Here is a 16,366-nt window from a genome sequence, read left to right as displayed (position 1 = left end):
TTTGCGCTGCTGCGCGGATGCGAGCGCGAGAAGGATTGTCATGAGCTTTCAAACCGTCCCAGAGGGCGCCCGCCGGCGGCGCCGGGCGCCAGTCCTCGTTCTAGGGCTGAGCGTATTGCTGCCATTTCTGTTGGTGCCTGGTCAGGCACACGCCGCGATCCCACCGCAGGACCCCGGGGTTACATTGCGCACCTACGACCTCGGAATCGATCGGTCCGGACTCTGCACGCTCAAGCCCGGACAGACTCCCAACGTCGACAAGCTGATGCCCGTGATCGACTGGTCGACCCAGGCCGACTTCGGCGTCGCCGACAGGTTCCACACCCAGGTCGTCGCGAACATCAACATCACCACTGCCGGCTCGTACGTGTTCCGGCTCACCAGCGACGATGGCTCCCGCTTGCGCATCGACAGAAGCACCGTCGTCGACAATGACGACGCGGACAGCACGTTCACGACGGTCATCGACCACGACGGCCTTCATGGCGCGTCGCCGAAAGACGGCACCATCGACCTGTCCGCCGGCTATCACAAGCTGCGCATCGAACATTTCGACAACACCAGTGGGCAGGCGCTCAGACTCGAGTGGCGGCCACCGGGATCCACACAGTTCTCGCTCGTGCCGACCACGGCGCTGAGCACCGAAGCCGGAGTGACCCGGGTGACCGCACCTGGCACCAAGGAATGCGTCGAGGGGGTGGACAGCCCGGGGGACGGGCTGCCACTGAACGCGGTGCATCCCAATTACACGCTGACCAATCTGCGTCCCAGCGGGTTCGAGCCAAAAGTCACCGGGATGGACTGGCTGCCCGACAACAGGCTGGCCATCACCACGTGGGGCGGCGACTACGGCACCACCACGCCGCTTGGCGAGGTCTATGTCCTGGGCAACGTCACCGGCACCACCTCCGCCGCGCAGGTGACGGTGAAGAGGATCGCCACAGGGTTGCAGGACCCCATGGGAATCAAATATGTGGACGGTAAACTGTACGTCGCGGAGCGGTACGGGCTGATCGAGCTGACCGATGCCAACGGCGATGACATCATCGACAGCAGGCGAACGGTGGCGACCTGGCCGTTCGGCGGGACCTACCACGAGTTCGCGATCGGCCTCCTGTACAAGGACGGCTACTTCTACCTCAACCTGTCGGTCCAGATCACTCCTGGCGGACGCTCTACCAAACCGCAGCTCGCCAACAATCGCGGCACCGCTATCAAAGTCAACAGGGCGACCGGACAGGTCGAGTACACGGCAAGCGGGTTGCGTACCCCGAATGGCATAGGGTGGGGCCCCGAAGGCGGCATCTTCGTCACCGACAACCAGGGCGACTGGCTACCGGCCAACAAGCTGGTGCATCTCAAGCCGGGCCGGTTTTTCAACCACTACAACGATCCGGCCGGTCCGTTCGACTCGAACGCGGTCACACAGCCGGTCCTGTGGCTGCCGCACAACGAGATCGCGAACTCGCCGAGCACACCGCTCATGCTCACCCAAGGCCTGTTCGCCGGCCAGATGCTGTTCGGTGATGTCACCTATGGCGGGATCCAACGCGGGTATCTGGAGAAGGTCAACGGCGAGTACCAGGGTGCGGTCTTCCGCTTCACCCAGGGACTCGAGGCCGGCATCAGCCGGATCACCATCGGCCCCGACGGTGCGATCTACGCGGGCGGCATCGGCGGTGGACAGGCCAGCAGCAACTGGCGTCAGCAGGGCAAGCTCACCTTCGGTCTGCAAAAACTCACCCCCAGCAGTAGCAACGCCTTCGACATCCTGGCGATGCGGGCGGTCGCCGGTGGCTTCGAACTCGAATACACCCAGCCGTTGTCGGCCGCAACGCTGAGCTCGCTGGCGTCGCGGTACGCCGTCCGGCAATGGCGTTACACCCCGACCTCCAGCTATGGCGGCCCAAAGGTCGACTTGGAAACGCTGAGCGTCACGTCGGCCATCCCTTCGGCCGACGGCAAGAAGGTCACGTTGCGGATCAACGGCTTGAAGTCCGGGCGGGTGGTGTACGTGCACTCGCCACGGCCGTTCAGTTCGGCTTCGGGGCAGTCCCTGTGGAGCACGGAGGCCTGGTACACGCTCAACTCTCTGCCCGGTGGCCCCTACGAAGCCGAGTATGCGGCGCTCAGCGGCGCGACCGCAGGGTCCGAACATTCCGGTTACAGCGGAACCGGTTACGCCGACTTCGCGGCGACCGCCAACACCGGCGCACACACCGAATGGACAGTCAACGCGCCGAGCGCGGGAACTTATTCGCTGGAATTCCGTTACGCCAACGGCGGAACCGTCGACCGGCCTCTGGCCATCGCGGCCAACGGCACGACTGTCAGCCCAGCGCTTTCGTTCCCGCCGACGGGTGCGTGGACCACCTGGCGAACCGTATCGCTGAGCACAACGCTCCCGGCCGGGCAGAGCAAGATCCGTGCGACCACGACGGGCGCCAACGGCGCCAACCTCGACCACGTCGTCGTCGCTCCGGTATCTCGCATCCCCCTGTTCGACGGCACCGGCCTGGCGGCATGGGAGAACACAAACGGCGGCCCTGCGACCTGGCCGGTGGCCGGCGGATCTATGGAATCGCTTGGCGGAAACATCCGTACCAGAGCGAAATTCGGCGACTTCAAGCTGCACGGCGAGTGGCTGCAACCCGCCTACCCGCCTGAGGTCACCGGACAGGCCCGCGGCAACAGCGGATTCTACCTCCAGGAACGCTACGAGATTCAGGTGCTGGACTCCTACGGTGACACGACACTGGCCAACAACGAGGCCGGAGCCATCTACCTCAAGCGTGCTCCCGACCGGAACATGGCCACCGCGCCCAACACATGGCAGACGTTCGACATTACGTTCCGCGCGGCGCGGTTCAGCGCGACAGGCGCGAAACTCGAAGACGCCAGGGTCACGGTGGTGTGGAACGGCGTTGTTGTCCACAACAACGTCGCCATCAACGGACCCACCGGAAACGGCCAGCCCGAAGGGCCGACGCCTGGCTCCATAGCCCTGCAAGACCACGGCGACCCCGGCGAGAATCCCCGCTTTCGCAACATCTGGATCGAACCGCTGAGTTGACGCACACTCTGGTGTCGCCGCCGGTTCCTTGCGGCGGCACCAGAGTCCTGCGTGTCCGCCGGACCGGGCCACGTTGTCGGAGTACGGGTCGGCGGCGGTGATGAGGTAGACGTGGCCTTCGGTCGCCTGCTGGATCACGTCGGTGAGGCCCGGGTGTTACCGGTCGTCAGGGTTCGGCGCACAAATCTAGCGCGGCGTCGATGTCGCTGACGCCGATCGTCCGAGGTTACCGCGCCAAACGACCGTCCAGCTGATGGAGCAAGTCGTCGATCGCGTCGCGGCGGCGATCGTCGCAGCAGCTCACAGCAGGACCTGCGAACCATTGCGGGACGAGGGCAGTTGATGTTGTATTGGCTACGGCAGCGGCTAGGTCGGTTGCGGCCCGAGGAGGCTGCGGTGCTTGCACTGCTCGGCCGATGGACCGCCATACACCGAATGTGGGTGCTCGCTGGCTGGAGCGTGATCACGCTGGCCGGTGCGATGCTCGGAGGTGCGGTTTACGACCGGACCCAGTCGGTGGACAGTCTGCGACCCGACGCGGAGTCCATGGTCGCGCAGTCGCGCATCGACCGGCTCGACCCGCAGGGGGAGCGGATCGTGGCGGTCATCGCGGGCCGCGACTTCAACGCCACGGCACTGGTGGACAGCGCCACGCGGGTGATGTTCGACATCCGCGCGATCCCGGGAGTTGCGTCCGTCACCGATGCCTACACCGCAGGATCTTCGCAGGTGGCCGCCGATGATCAAAGCTCGCTCGTCGTCGTCGAGCTGCGCCCGCAACTCAGCGACGACGAGGCGCTCGCGGTGGCTGACCAGGTGGCCGCCGCACTGCGCCGCATCGACGCCCCCAGGGTGCTGGTCGGTGGGGAGCTGCTTGCCGAGCGGAGCTTCGGCGAGCAGGCCGTCAAGGACGCCGCCATCGGCGAGTCGATTGCGCTGGTGGTGCTCTGCGGCGTTCTCACCGTCGTGCTCGGCGGGCTGATCGTAGGCAGTCTGCCGCTGGCGGCCGCCCTCGCCGCGGTTGCCGCAACGCTGCTGGCGCTCAGCGGGCTCGCCGAGGCAATGCCGGTCAGCGAGTACGCGGTCAACGTCGTCACCCTGCTCGGTCTCGGCCTCGCCGTCGACTACAGCCTGCTGATCCTTGCCCGATTCCGGGAGGAACGCGAGGCGGCCCCTAGGGCACCGGTGGCGGAGTTGCTCGCCGCGACCACCGCGACGGCCGGACGTGCCGTACTCGTGTCCGGTCTCACCGTCGGTGCGGCACTGGCTGGTCTTTTCGTCTTCGCCGAGCCGCTGCTGGCGGCGATGGCGCTGGGTGGAGCGCTGGTCGTCGGCATGGCCACGGTGATCGGGCTGACCCTGGTCCCCGCGCTGATCGCCCTGGCACACCGGCGTATCCCGCCGCCGCGAGGCGCCCGGACACGGTCCTCGGCGGGCAGCTCCCGTCGCCCGGCGCCGGGTCGGCCCGGCCTGCTGGCGCGGCTGGCGGCGTTCTCGCAGCGCCGTCCCGCCGCGGTGGCGTTGACCGTGACCGCCGGCCTGCTTCTGCTGGCGTCTCCGTTGTTCCAGATCACGCTCGCCAACTCCGACGCACGGTCGCTGCCGGCCGCCAGCGAGGAGCGGTTGGCGTACGAGGCCGTCGAACGGGACTTCGCCACCTGGGCCGCGCAGCCGGTCACCGTGCTCATCGAGGCCGGTGCCACCGAGCCGCCGGTGCGGGCGTTGCTGCAACAGTTGCGCGACCTCACCGGCGAGGAGGAGCTCGACCTGCGCTCGGACCTGCCGGGCGACGTCACCGTGGTGGACTTGCGCCCGGCCGGCCCGGCGAGCGGCGAACCGGCCCAACGCCTGGTCCGTGACCTGCGGGACCTCGACATGTCGGTGCCGCTCCTCGTCGGGGGGCCCGCTGCCGAGCTCATCGACGCGCGGGAGTCGACGGCCGCGCGGCTGCCGATCGCGGTGGCCGTCATCGTCGTCGCGACCGGGCTGCTGCTGGTCGCCTTGACCGGCTCGGTCGTCGTACCGGTCAAGGCCATCTGCATGAACATCCTGACGCTGCTGGCGACCCTCGGCGTCCTGGTCGCCGTGTTCCAGTGGGGATGGGGTTCGGCCCTGCTCGGGTTCGAACCCTGGGGGGCTCTGGACATCACCACACCGCTGCTGCTCTTCGTGTTCATCTTCGGGCTGTCGATGGACTACGAGGTGTTCCTGCTCGCCCGGATCAAGGAGGAGTGGGACCGCCGTACCGCCAACGGCCGGATCGACAACGACCGGGCGGTCCTCGCCGGCATCACCGCGACCGGTCCGGTCGTCACCACCGCGGCCGTGGCGCTGGGTATCGTCTTCCTCGGCTTCGCTCTCGGCGAACTGATAGCGGTCAAGGAGATCGGTGTCGGCATGACTGTGGCCGTGCTGCTGGACGTCACCGTGGTCCGTGGACTGCTGCTGCCCTCTGTCATGTCCCTCCTCGGCGCGGCGAACTGGTGGCGTCCCGGTCGCCGTGCGACGCCCGCGTTGTAAGACGTCAGTTCAGTGAGTGAGTAGCTGGCGTAGGCAGATCAACGAGCAGGCGACGCTGACCACGCCTTCGTGGATGTCGGCGGGGTGTTCGTAGAAGCTGCGGAGACGTCGGAAGCTGTGAAGCCGGGAAAGGTCCATTCGACGACCCAGCGCAGCTTGCCCGGCCCGGAGCCGTGGGCGCTGCCGCGGCGGGCAATCTTCGGCGTGATGGCGGCGTTGCCGCGGCAACCGGCTGTCCTTGTGGCGAGGACATGGGCTTCGCCCCGCACGTTGGCCGAGTAGTTGTACCACTCGTCCGCACGCTCCCACCGCTGCGGCGAGTGTTTCGTGGAAGGGTGAACCTGGTCCTCGACCCGTACGGTGCCGGGCAATCCAGGACTGGAGCCGGTATCCGCGTGACCGGACATCAGCGCGCCGATCAGGTTGTCCCACCAGGCGTAGTTGCCACGCGTGACGCCACGGTGCTCCCACTGATCCAGTCGAATAGCAACTCCGCCGCGCGCCGACCCAACTCGACCGCGTCATAGGTGACCAGCGCGACCGGCCGGGCAAGCAGATCCACCAGCTCGAGGCCTTCACCTACCCACGACATCAGACCGTGTCGTCACACAACCTCAACCAACCTCCCTGGACAGCACACCTAGTCGCCGAGCTAACGGCAACGAGGCGGTGGGTGCAGCGTCGTCGCGCGGACTGGCGGCCTCATGCGGGCCGCCCTCAGTGGTGAGGGCTGAGGAAGTCGGTGATGAGGGTGGCGAGCTCCCGTGGGCGTTCGGCGACCATCGCGTGGCTGGCGCCAGCGAGGTGCCGTACCTGCAGAGACGGGTTGTCCACAGTGGCAATCCGTTCGGTGGTGGCCTTGCGATACGCCTCGTACAGGTTGTGGAACGGCTGTTGTTCGGGCAGGTCCTCGGTGGCGAGGACGAGCAGCAGCGGGCAGCGGGTCTCGCGGTAGGCGGGCATCAGGTCGAGGGAGTCCAGGGCGTCCCGGAGCTGCCGGGTGACGTCCGGGGCGGGCCGCAGCCGGCTATGGCCGTCGTTGCCGGGCACGAGATTGCGTTCGAAGGCCGTCGCCCAGTCGTCGGGTGCGGCGCCGTAGCGCTGGGCCATGGCCCGTTGCCCCGCGAGCATGGCGGCCACCTGTTCGGCGGTCAGCGGTGCGGCCAGCATCGCGGCCATCCCGTCGAAGGCGGCCCGCAGCTTGGCCAGCTCGGTTCCGACCTGCTCCGGATTCAGGCCGGTGAGCTGGTCCGGGCGGTTCAGCGGCGGATTGCCGTCGAGGCTGACGGCGCCGGGGCACTCCGGGTGGCGCTGCGCCCAAAGGGTGGCGAGCATGCCGCCGAGGGAGACGCCGACCACCGCTGGGGAGGTGAGGCTGAGGTGCTCGGTGACGGCGGCCAGGTCGGCGAGTACGTCGTCCCAGCGCCACGGTCCGTCTCCGGACCGGCCGTGACCACGCAGGTCGACGGTGACCACCCGGTGGGTCGGGCGCAGGTGCTCGGCGAGGGTGGTCATCTGGGCGAGGTTGCCGCCGGCGCCGTGGAGGAGCAGCAGCGGTTGTCCGGGTCCGCCGAAGTCGCGGATCGCGATGGGCACGGTGTCGGAGTCGATGATGGTCTCAGGCACGTCGGGTTCCTTCCGTGAGCAGTCGGTCGCGTACGGAGGCGGAGCACACGCCGCCTTCGGGGTGGCGGGCGAGTTTGTCGCGGGAGACCAAATCGTGGACGCCCTGGCGGGTGATGCCGAGCATGGCGCCAGCCATCGCGTACGACACGGATGCGGCGGTCGGGTGGCCGACCCGTCGGGCGACGGCCTGGCCCAGAGGACTGCGCCACCAGTCGATGGGTGGGTCGAAGGGTCCGTCCGCCGGGTAGAGGGTGGAGATCGCGCGCATGATCACGGCGACGGCGGCCCGGTCGTCGCCGTTGACGATCGTGGTCGCCCAGGATCGGGCCCGTTCCCGGATGACGGCGCGCAGCGGCTCGACGGGGTCGTGGCCGCCGACCAGGATTTCGAGTGGGTCGAGCAGACGGATGTCGATCAACCGGATGAGATGCTCGGTCAGTTCCTCGTGGGTTGGCGCCATGCCGCCTCCTCCGTCACTTGACACCCATCGTCAAGTACTTGACGTTGTGTGTCAAGCGCGTTGGCGTGAGCACGACGGGTGTGGTCGACCGGTGCCCGGGCACCAACGGCGCTACCGCTCCGGGGACCGCAGGAAAACGCGGCGCACCACTGCGGAAGACCCCACCGCCGCCGTCGACGTTGTACGCAGCGCCGTCGCCCGGTTCACCGCACGTGCCGTCACCATCGCGCAGGGGCTGTCGGACAACGGCTCGGCCGACGGATCCTTCGCCTGGCGCGAGGCCTGCCACACGCTGACCATCATTGGAAACAGGACCGGCCGTTACCGACCCCACACCAACGGCAGGGTCGAGCGGTCCCATCGCACCCTGACCGACGGCGGCAGGCCGCGTTTGCCAGCCGCCGACTGGGCTTCCTCCTCTTCGATTTCTCCCTCGAGGAGGGTCCGCGTGTCGTCCCTGCCCGCGATCGTGCCGGCGTCGAAGTCGACGTCGGACCACCGCAGCCCGCACACCTCTGCCTGCTGTCGCAGAGCCCCATCAGCGACAGCAGGCAGGCGACGCGGAGTCGTTCGCCCGTCGTCGCGCGGACTGGCGCCAACTTGGCCTTCGCCCTGTCGCGGCACCGGCGACGATTGTTTCGGTCCGCCTAGAGTCGAGGGAACCCGAGACCCCTCGACCCGCGTTGAACGCTCGTAAGGATCTTCATGGACGCTGAGACGTTGGCATCCCCGCGAAGCGGTAGGGCGGCGATCACTCACGCCGAGATGCGGATGCCAGTATCAGCAAGCTTCGCCGTCGCCGTCGTAACGGGCGCGTGCGTTGCGGATCTCGTGCTCGTGGGTTTCCGCCCAGCGGCCGACCTCAATGATGAGTGGCAACAACGATCGCCCCAGGTCGTTGAGAGCGTAGTCAACACGCGCAGCAGGGCCGGAATTCGGTGTCCGGTCCACCAGCCCGTCGCGCACCAGCGCCCGCAACGTGCGGGTGAGGATCCGCCTGCTCAACCCGTCCACGGCCCGATCGAGCTCATTGAACCCGTACGGCCGTTGCGCGAGCACCGCCATCAGCAACACGCTCCACTTGTCGCCGGTGCGCCGTAGCACGTCCACCGCCGCGCACGTGGATCGGTCCTGTGCCGAAACCGGCACCGTGAGGAGTGGAGACATCGATGTTCCCTCTTTCGCCGTCCTCACCGTCAGCCAAAGATCGAGCGTACCGGCAAGTGGGAGGGGCATCCTGTGCGCACATTGGTCATCACCGGCGGTACCCAGGGCATCGGCAAGGCGCTGACTCTGCACTATCTGGGCCGAGGCGACCGAGTCATCGCCGTCGGAACGAACCAGATCAAGGGCGAAAGGCTACTCGCCGAAGCCGATCGGCTCAGCGCCGGCGACCGGTGCTCGTTCCTGCCCGCCGACCTCAGCTCGCCGACGATGACAATCCGGCTCGCCGACCGCCTACGCACGGCGTACCCGAGTATCGACGCCCTTGTGCTCGGCGCCTTCCGCTACCAAACCAAGCGCCAGGAAACCGCCGAGGGAATTGAGCGCACATTCGCACTGTACGTGCTCAGCCGGTACCTGCTCGCCGAGGAACTACGCACCGCACTGGAACGTGCGCCACACCCGGTCATCGTGAACCTGTGCGGCACCGGCAGCAAGGCCGGACGGCTGCACTGGGACGACCTCCAACTCCGCAGACGCTACCGGCCCTTGGCCGCCACCATGCAGGGCGCCCGCGCCAACGACCTGCTCGGCGTCGCCTTCACCGACGAACATCCCGACAGCCCCATCCGATACATGCTGTACAACCCCTTGTTCGTGAACACGGGACTCGCCGAACCATTCAGGCAACCGACCCGAACTGCGGTAAGCATCATGGCAAAGCTGTTCGCCACGCCGGTCGACAAGGCGATCGAGCCGATCGCCGAACGGATCGACACACCATCCGACTCCGCACTGTCCGCCTTCCAGGTACGCCGCACGATCGACGTCACCGGCCCGGCCTTCGACCTGAACGCCGCCCGCCGACTGACCAGCACACTACGTAACCTGATCATCAAGAGCGTCGAGGCATAGGCAAGGACCGAACGACACTGGTGGGCCGCTGCTCCCAGGGGTGTCTGTGGCTGGTATCCCCACGGCTGGGTCATCACACAGCCGCCAGGCACGTCCGTGACGCCGACGAGCAGCAGATCGTCCATCTCCGAAAGCCAACCCCAGTCGTCCTCGTCGCCTGGCTCGGGCTCCCCGTCGACGTCGTAGTGGGCGAGAAGTTCGTTTTCGGTCATCGGGGTGCCGTCGAGCCGGCGGATCGCCTCGATCGCCTCGATTCCGGCGACGCAGAGAAGCCCGGGGACCTACCCTTGCCGGCGAATGCCCGGCACCTGTGCCGCATCGATCCCGGTCAACCCATTCTGCTCGCCGCCATCGTCCCGCACGACCTGCTCGTCGCGCATCCCGTCCGCATCGTCCGTCCGGCGCCACCGAAGGCAGCAACGCCGCGGTGGGCGTCGCGGTCGAGTCGGCGTTCACCAGCGGCGTGCACCTCGCCCTGGGTGTCGCGTCGGCCACGTTCTTCGCCGGGGCGGTGCTGGCCGCAGCAGTGCTGCTGCGCGCGGTCTTCCGCTAGGGTGTCAACAATTTCTCAGGGAAAGGCGGACGCCTCACCAATGGACACCATCCTCCTCACCGATGCCAGTCGCATCATCGCCGGTGTCGTGCTCCTGACCGTCATCACCGTCGAGTTCGGTGGCTTGTTCATGACCGGGATCGCACGTGGCGCGGTGGAGATGACCCCCTTCCAGAAGTCCTTCGCCCGCGCCGGGCACGGCCATGCGGGTGTGTTGGTGACATTAAGCCTTATCTGCCTGGTGTTGGCTGATCTCGGCGATGTCGACGGCGCGGCCGGCTGGATCGCCCGGATCTGCATTCCTTCGTCGGCGGTGGTGATGTCGGCAGGCTTCTTCGCCGCCTCCGCCGGGCGGGACCGCACCACCCCCAACCGATTCATCGTCGTGTTGTACCTGGGTGCGGCGTTGCTTGCCGTCGGAGTTGCGACGCTGGGCATCGCTCTGCTCGCCGCCTGACCACTCGTCCGGCGACGTGCCGGCACCCCACGGGGGTGTCGGCACTCGTCGTTCCGGGATCCCGACAGTGTCCGGAAGCGGCGACGCCGCCGGCGGACGCCTGCTGCGATTTCCCGGTACGCGAGTGCCGAATGGCTTTCCAGAAAGCCCGCTCTCGGCGGAAGAGACCGCATTAGAGGTTCCAGCCCCCTTTCGCACTCGTCAAGCGTTGGTACGCCAATCACGGCGGGTCAAAGCCGAGCTTCGTGTGGGTCGGACTTCTTCGCCGGTTGGGAGAGGCGTTATGCACCGCAGGTCACGGGGCGGCAGCTGTCGATGCCGGCGCGCTCGGCGGTGCGGGGCAGCGGTGGGTGCCAGCCAATCCCACCCACCGCTGCTGATGCGGGATGGCCAAACGACGGGTGGGCTCGGTCTGGCGGTGGCCCGCCACCTCGCCGCTGACCGGTACGCGGTGACGATCGTCGGCCGTGACGAGGGCCGTGGTGCCGCTGCGGCGAAGGAGATCGACGGTCGGTTCCTGCGCGTCGACCTCTCGGTGCTCGGCGAGGCCCGCGCCTTGACAGCCCGGCTCGCCGGTGAAGGCAGCAGCCGTTGGCCAACGGCTGGGCCGCCCAGTCCGGATAGCGGTGCGCGAGCATCCGGACGCTGCGGTCCAGCGCGGAGCGCCAGTCGCCGTCACCGGGGGAGTACGAAGCGCCAGCCACGTTGAGGTCGATGACGCCGCCCCAGGCCGCCGGGGCCGGCTCGACACCGCGAGCGGCCACGTCGACGGCGAAGGCGAAGGTGACGGCAGGTGTGTCCGGCAGCGCGACGACGGCGAGGTCAGCCGGCCGGGGTGGGGCCTGCCGGGACAGGGAGCAGGTTGCGCTCCGCGAAGACCTTCTTGGCGACGAGCGTGGCGTTGACGGCCCGCGGCACGCCGCAGTAGACCACCGCCTGCAGCAGCGCCTCGACTATCTCCGACGGCGTCAGGCCCGCGTTGAGTGCCCCGTTGACGTGCACCTCCAGCTGTGCCCCGGCATCACCGAGGCCGGTCAGGATGCCGAGGGTGAGCAGCTCCCGGTCCCGGCGCGCGAGTTGGGGCCGGACGTAGAGATCTCCATAGGACCAGGCGACGGAGCGACGGCTGAGCTCCGGTGAGACGTCCGCGAGGGCTTCCAGAAGTCTCCGCGCGGCGCCGCCGTCGGCCTGTCGCAGCGCCTCAAGACCCCGCTCGTACTGCTCGTCACCCGCCATGGTCACGCCCTACCTTTGCCAATCGTCGTGTGGGCTAGACCGGCGGGTACCCGTTGCCGTGCCGGACAAACAGGTCGCGTCCTGCGTGTCAGTCGATAGGGGCGCGGCCGGTGAGATCAAGGAAGAGGGCCTCCAGGCTGCTTTGCCGTGCCAGGTGCGGCCGGATTCTGCAGGTTTCCTCGATCGGTGGGCTGGTCGCCTACCCGGCGCTCGGCAGCTACCAGGCCTCCAAGTGGGCACTGGAAGCGATGTGCCAGTTCCTGGCCGACGAGGTCGCCGCCTATGACATCCAGGTCACCCTGATCGAGCCGATCATGTTCCCCACCGAGCTGGCCACCGCGTCACCCCAGTCGACGCCGGACCCGGCGTACGCCCATGCCCGCGAAGCCCTCTATGGCGGTGCTGCCGGCGCCGGCTTCGTGCCCGGCGACCCGGCCGCCACCGCGAAGGCGGTCCTCGCGCTGGCCGACACCCCGAACCCGCCCCTGCGGGTGCTGTTCGGCATCAACGGCATCGACTCCCTACGCACCGAATACGCCGCCCGCCCGGCCGGGCTCGAAGAGTGGGACCACATCTCCCGCCTCGCCCAGGGCAGTCCGGCGGAGAAGTGACCGCCGTGACCCGCGGAGTCCACGCGGAACTCGCCGACATCGTCCCACTCCTGTCCGAGTTGCCGTTCCACGACTTGGCCGCGACCCGGGACGCCACCCGGCAGGCCTACCGAGTTCGCCGAAGTCGACCTGAGCAGCGTCATCTTCACCGAGCGCCTAATCCCGGGCCCGGCCGGGCCATCGGCCGCAGGGCGATGGCTATTCCGGCGCGGCGCATCTGCGCACCGGACCCCTCGGTGGCCTGTTGGTCACCTCGGGTGGGGTCGGCTGGGCGGATCACTATGACTCAGTGCTGCGTGTTGGGGACCCGGCCTCCGGGACCTGCGGTTGGAGATTGACCTCGGCCTCGGCGGCGTCAGGTCGTGGAGGCCGGGGCCGTCTCGCGGACCAGCGTGACAGCGCTGCGGTTGGCGACCGGAATGATCAGCGCCGATGCGGCGAGCGCGGCGACGGCGATGCCCAGCCAACCCCAGAAGCCGAAGGCGATGACCAGGCCGGAGAGCGCCGCCGGGCCGATGATGTTCTGCGTGATCACGTGCAGGTCGAACGCCCCCAGGTACTCGCCCTGAGCGTGCTCGGGAGCGAGGCCGAACGCGAGCCCCCAACCGGAGGCGGCCTGCATCACCTCGGCCACGGAGAGGATCAGCACGGCGGCGACGATCGCTACGGACGCCAGGACCACGTTGTCGTCGAGCGCGGTCACTGCCAGGACCGCGCAGCCGCCGGCCAGCCAGTAGCCGGAGCGCCGGGCAAGCCGACCGGCGCCGTGCACGGTGTCCGCGCCCCGGCTGGCCCGCACCTGGAACAGGATGACGAACGCGGTGTTGACGATCAGCAGCAGAGGAATCAGGAAGTGCGGCAGGTCGGTGCGGTTGAGCGCCCAGAGCGGCATCGTCACCAGGATGATGCTGACGTGCGAGGCGAGGACCGTCGAGACGCCGATCACCGCGAGGAAGCGTGGGTCGCGGACTGCGGCGAAACGCTTGAAGCCCACCGGTGCGGGACGCGGCGGCACGTCGGGCAGGCGGGCGACGAGCAGCGCGGCGCCGGCCATCAACGCGGCAGTGGTGAGGGGGATCAGCACGAGCAGCCGTTGGCTGAGGGCGGCGACGGCCGCCACGCCGATACCGATGCTGAATCCGATGTTGAACACCGACCGCATCATGGCCTTGAGCCTCACCCGCTCCTCGGCGGGCACGAGGTTGCCGATGAGGGCCCCGTTGGTCGGGCCGGTGCCGTACTCGAGGAAACCGACGGTGACCACCAGCGCGAAGAAGGCGGGCGCGCTGTCGACAAGGCTGTAGAGCCCGAATCCGACCGCCAGCGCGGCGAACAGGATGACGAGCAGGCGGCGGGCGCCCACCCGGTCGGCGATCACACCGAACAGGACCGACGAGAGGAACGCGGACAGGCCGGCGGCCGACAGGCCCAGGCCCACCTGTCGGGCGTCGAGTCCGACACGCAGCGTGAAGTAGACGACGCTGCCGCTGAGGAAGACTCCCTTGCCGATGGACTCGGCCAGTCGGATCGCGATCAGCTTCCTGCGGAGCGGGTCGGTCGGTACCAGGCCGGCGACAACGTCCGTCACTCGTGACAAGGGCATGGGTCAATCCTGGCGACGGCGGTGTCCGGCGGACAGGGCGACAGGTGTAGCGCGTACGGGACGACGTCCCGGATCGGCCGGGAAAATCCCCCGTGGACTCCCGGGTCGGCGGCACGTCGACCGCCCGTAAAAGGTCCGCTGTGGATGGCTTCGTCAGGGCCAAAACGGAAACTTTGGTTCGGTTTTTCAATGCGTCAAAAGGCTGACCGAGCCCGTTCCCGGGATCACTTCTTGTGTTGTTCTGTTGGCCGTGAGTAGATGTTCATCGCGACGCGGGGTCGGCGCTACCGCGGCGTTTCCCCGCGCGACTAAGACACGGCGGGCCGTTCGGACGGGGTGAGGTGGATAGATGGTCAGCGTTGGCTCGGCCTCGGAACCGACTCGGAACATGAGGCGGTATCCGGAGGAAGTCACGGCGGAGACACAACCCGACGCGGTGACGGTGGTCCTGGCCGACGCTCAGCCGGTGGTGCGCAGGGGCCTGCACGCCCTGCTGTCGCCGTCGGCTGAGGTCGCCGTGACAGGGGAGGCGGCGTCCGCGCGGGAGGCGTTGGCGCTGGCCACCGCCACACGTCCCGACGTGCTCGTTCTCGACGTCGAGCTGCCGGGGTTCCAGGCGGGGGTGACGATCCAGGAGATCAACCGGGTGTCGCCCTCGACAGCGGTGCTGGTCTTCACCGCGGTCGAGGACGAACACGCGATCCTCGCGGCCATGTGGGCGGGCGCCCGGGGCTACGTGCTCAAGAGCTGCCCGGGCGACGGCATCGTCCGGACGATCCGGGGCCTCGCGACGGGTGAGGTCATCCTCGGCCCCCGGGTGGCCGACAAGCTCATCGGGCAACTGAGCCGAGAGCCCCGCAACCAGCAGCTCTTCCCGGAGCTGACAGCCCGCGAGCGGGAGGTGCTGGAACTGATTGCCTCGGGTATGCGCAACGTGGCGATCGCCAGGAAGCTGAATCTGTCCCCGAAAACGGTCAGCAATCATATTTCCATCATCTTCAGCAAATTGAACGTTTCTGACCGGTACGAGGCGATCGAAGTCGCCCGCCGGGCGCGGTTGGGGCGCCCCGGGCCGCCCGGCTCCCATTCACCACTGGTGCCTGGTGGCAGCGTCCTGCTGGCCGGCAGGCGTGGTGTCGTGGCGCCGGGCGCGGCCGCGTACGCCGGCGCGCGGTCGGTGCGGGGGTGAGCGGGGTGAGCCTGGACCGCGACGCGATCGCCAACCGACTGGAGCCACGGTTCGGCCGGGCCGCGCACCGCTGGGTGGGCACGCTGCGCCAGCGGCTCGACGACCTCGTCGAGCAGTGGGAGTTGACTCTCGGAGACCCGCTCAAGTCCGGCAACTCCTCGGTGGTGTTCCGGTGCGTGGGCCCGCTCGGCGACGCGGTGCTCAAGCTGTCCCCGGACAGCTACGCCGTGCGGGAGGAGGTGGACATGCTGCGCCAGTTCGCCTCCAGCGGGCGGGTGCCGGCGGTGAGGGAGTCGGCCAAGGGCGCCGTCCTGCTCGAAGCGATCCACCCCGGCACCCTCGTGGAGAAGATGCCGCAGCCGCCCTCACCGCGGGAGTACGCCGCCTTCCTCACCGATCTGCACGGCGCGGGCGACCCGGCTGCCGCTCCCCGTCAACTGGCAGACTGGATCGACGTGCTGTTCAACTCGGCGACGCACCGGGGCGCCGACCTGAGCGGGTCCAAGCGGCTTCGCGACGACCTGTTCGCGGTGCCCACCGACACCGTGCTGCTGCACGGGGACCTGCACCTCGGCAACGTGCTCAGCGGCGCAGGCAGGGGCCTGGTGGCGATCGACCCGATGGCGTGCGCCGGTGACCCCTGCTTCGACGCCGTCGACTACGTGCTGGAAGGTCTGGACCGCGCGGAGATGGTGCGCCGCCGCGACGAGCTGGCGAGCGCCGCCGGCATCGACGTGGGCCGGCTCGACGCCTGGTGCCGGGTGACGGCCCCCATCGGCGCCACGTACGTCAGCAATCCCGTGCACTCCGCCGAGCTGGCGGCCTTCGGGCGCGGCGAGTACTGACCGGCCGACCACCGCCCCGGTCCGACGGCAACCCGCGTCGGACCGGGGCCGCGCCATGCCCGGGGACCGGCGTCGACGTGTCGCCGACGCGACCGGGAGCTTTTCCTGGTGGGG

General features: G+C 68.5%; 14 protein-coding genes. 8 read left to right on the top strand and 6 right to left on the bottom strand.

The genetic code is table 11. The features are described from left to right. The first annotated feature begins 40 nt into the window (after positions 1–40). Positions 41–3,073: a family 16 glycoside hydrolase gene (locus ACWER9_RS07430; RefSeq protein ID WP_452300986.1), complete on the top strand. Its 3,033-nt coding sequence runs from the start codon at positions 41–43 to the stop codon at positions 3,071–3,073. Between the two features lie 435 nt (positions 3,074–3,508). Then, positions 3,509–5,593, top strand: a complete 2,085-nt coding sequence (locus tag ACWER9_RS07425) for an MMPL family transporter (protein WP_452300985.1) — start codon at positions 3,509–3,511, stop codon at positions 5,591–5,593. Between the two features lie 38 nt (positions 5,594–5,631). Here ACWER9_RS07425 and ACWER9_RS07420 read toward each other — a convergent pair whose 3' ends face one another. From ACWER9_RS07420 to ACWER9_RS07405, 4 genes are all read right to left on the bottom strand, one after another. After that, positions 5,632–6,072 carry a ThuA domain-containing protein gene (locus ACWER9_RS07420; RefSeq protein WP_452301030.1) on the bottom strand — a complete coding sequence of 147 codons (441 nt, stop codon included), beginning with the start codon at positions 6,070–6,072 and terminating at the stop codon, positions 5,632–5,634. 238 nt (positions 6,073–6,310) lie between these two features. Continuing rightward, positions 6,311–7,219 (bottom strand): alpha/beta fold hydrolase, encoded by a 909-nt coding sequence (locus tag ACWER9_RS07415; RefSeq protein WP_452300984.1) that lies wholly within the window; start codon positions 7,217–7,219, stop codon positions 6,311–6,313. Next, on the bottom strand, positions 7,212–7,679 hold the full coding sequence (locus ACWER9_RS07410) for a hypothetical protein (protein ID WP_452300983.1): 468 nt from the start codon (positions 7,677–7,679) through the stop codon (positions 7,212–7,214). Before ACWER9_RS07410 ends, ACWER9_RS07415 begins: the two co-directional genes overlap by 8 nt. 780 nt (positions 7,680–8,459) lie before the next feature. Next, on the bottom strand, positions 8,460–8,846 hold the full coding sequence (locus ACWER9_RS07405; protein WP_452300982.1) for a winged helix-turn-helix transcriptional regulator: 387 nt from the start codon (positions 8,844–8,846) through the stop codon (positions 8,460–8,462). An 81-nt stretch (positions 8,847–8,927) separates the two neighbouring features. Here ACWER9_RS07405 and ACWER9_RS07400 point away from each other — a divergent pair, with 81 nt between their 5' ends. The 3 genes from ACWER9_RS07400 (at position 8,928) to ACWER9_RS07390 (ending at position 10,768) form a co-directional block, all read left to right on the top strand. After that, the gene (locus ACWER9_RS07400; protein ID WP_452300981.1) at positions 8,928–9,758 is read left to right on the top strand and encodes an SDR family NAD(P)-dependent oxidoreductase; all 831 of its coding nucleotides are present in this window, start codon (positions 8,928–8,930) and stop codon (positions 9,756–9,758) included. A gap of 427 nt (positions 9,759–10,185) precedes the next feature. Continuing rightward, a complete protein-coding gene (locus ACWER9_RS07395; RefSeq protein ID WP_452300980.1) occupies positions 10,186–10,311 on the top strand; it encodes a hypothetical protein in 126 nt (41 codons plus the stop codon). 40 nt (positions 10,312–10,351) lie between these two features. Next, the gene (locus ACWER9_RS07390; RefSeq protein WP_452300979.1) at positions 10,352–10,768 is read left to right on the top strand and encodes a hypothetical protein; all 417 of its coding nucleotides are present in this window, start codon (positions 10,352–10,354) and stop codon (positions 10,766–10,768) included. Positions 10,769–11,590: 822 nt separating this feature from the next. On the opposite strand, the gene ACWER9_RS07385 is transcribed toward ACWER9_RS07390, so the two are convergent. Further along, positions 11,591–12,004: a carboxymuconolactone decarboxylase family protein gene (locus tag ACWER9_RS07385; RefSeq protein WP_452301029.1), complete on the bottom strand. Its 414-nt coding sequence runs from the start codon at positions 12,002–12,004 to the stop codon at positions 11,591–11,593. Positions 12,005–12,114: 110 nt separating this feature from the next. Between ACWER9_RS07385 and ACWER9_RS07380 the strand changes: the two genes are divergently transcribed. Continuing rightward, the gene (locus tag ACWER9_RS07380; RefSeq protein ID WP_452300978.1) at positions 12,115–12,615 is read left to right on the top strand and encodes an SDR family NAD(P)-dependent oxidoreductase; all 501 of its coding nucleotides are present in this window, start codon (positions 12,115–12,117) and stop codon (positions 12,613–12,615) included. Between the two features lie 355 nt (positions 12,616–12,970). Here the strand turns inward: ACWER9_RS07380 and ACWER9_RS07375 are convergent, their stop codons facing one another. Continuing rightward, positions 12,971–14,203, bottom strand: coding sequence for an MFS transporter (locus tag ACWER9_RS07375; RefSeq protein WP_452300977.1), 1,233 nt, complete (start codon positions 14,201–14,203; stop codon positions 12,971–12,973). A 457-nt stretch (positions 14,204–14,660) separates the two neighbouring features. Between ACWER9_RS07375 and ACWER9_RS07370 the strand changes: the two genes are divergently transcribed. Beyond that, entirely contained in the window at positions 14,661–15,407 is a 747-nt protein-coding gene (locus ACWER9_RS07370; protein WP_452300976.1) for a LuxR C-terminal-related transcriptional regulator, read from the top strand. 5 nt (positions 15,408–15,412) lie between these two features. Next, positions 15,413–16,252: an aminoglycoside phosphotransferase family protein gene (locus ACWER9_RS07365; protein ID WP_452300975.1), complete on the top strand. Its 840-nt coding sequence runs from the start codon at positions 15,413–15,415 to the stop codon at positions 16,250–16,252. The last annotated feature ends 114 nt before the right edge of the window (positions 16,253–16,366 follow it).

It is taken from the genome of Micromonospora sp. NPDC003944 (genome assembly GCF_053605225.1).
Note: the sequence above shows the minus strand (reverse complement) of the source record. Positions and strands in the feature narration are given on the sequence as shown.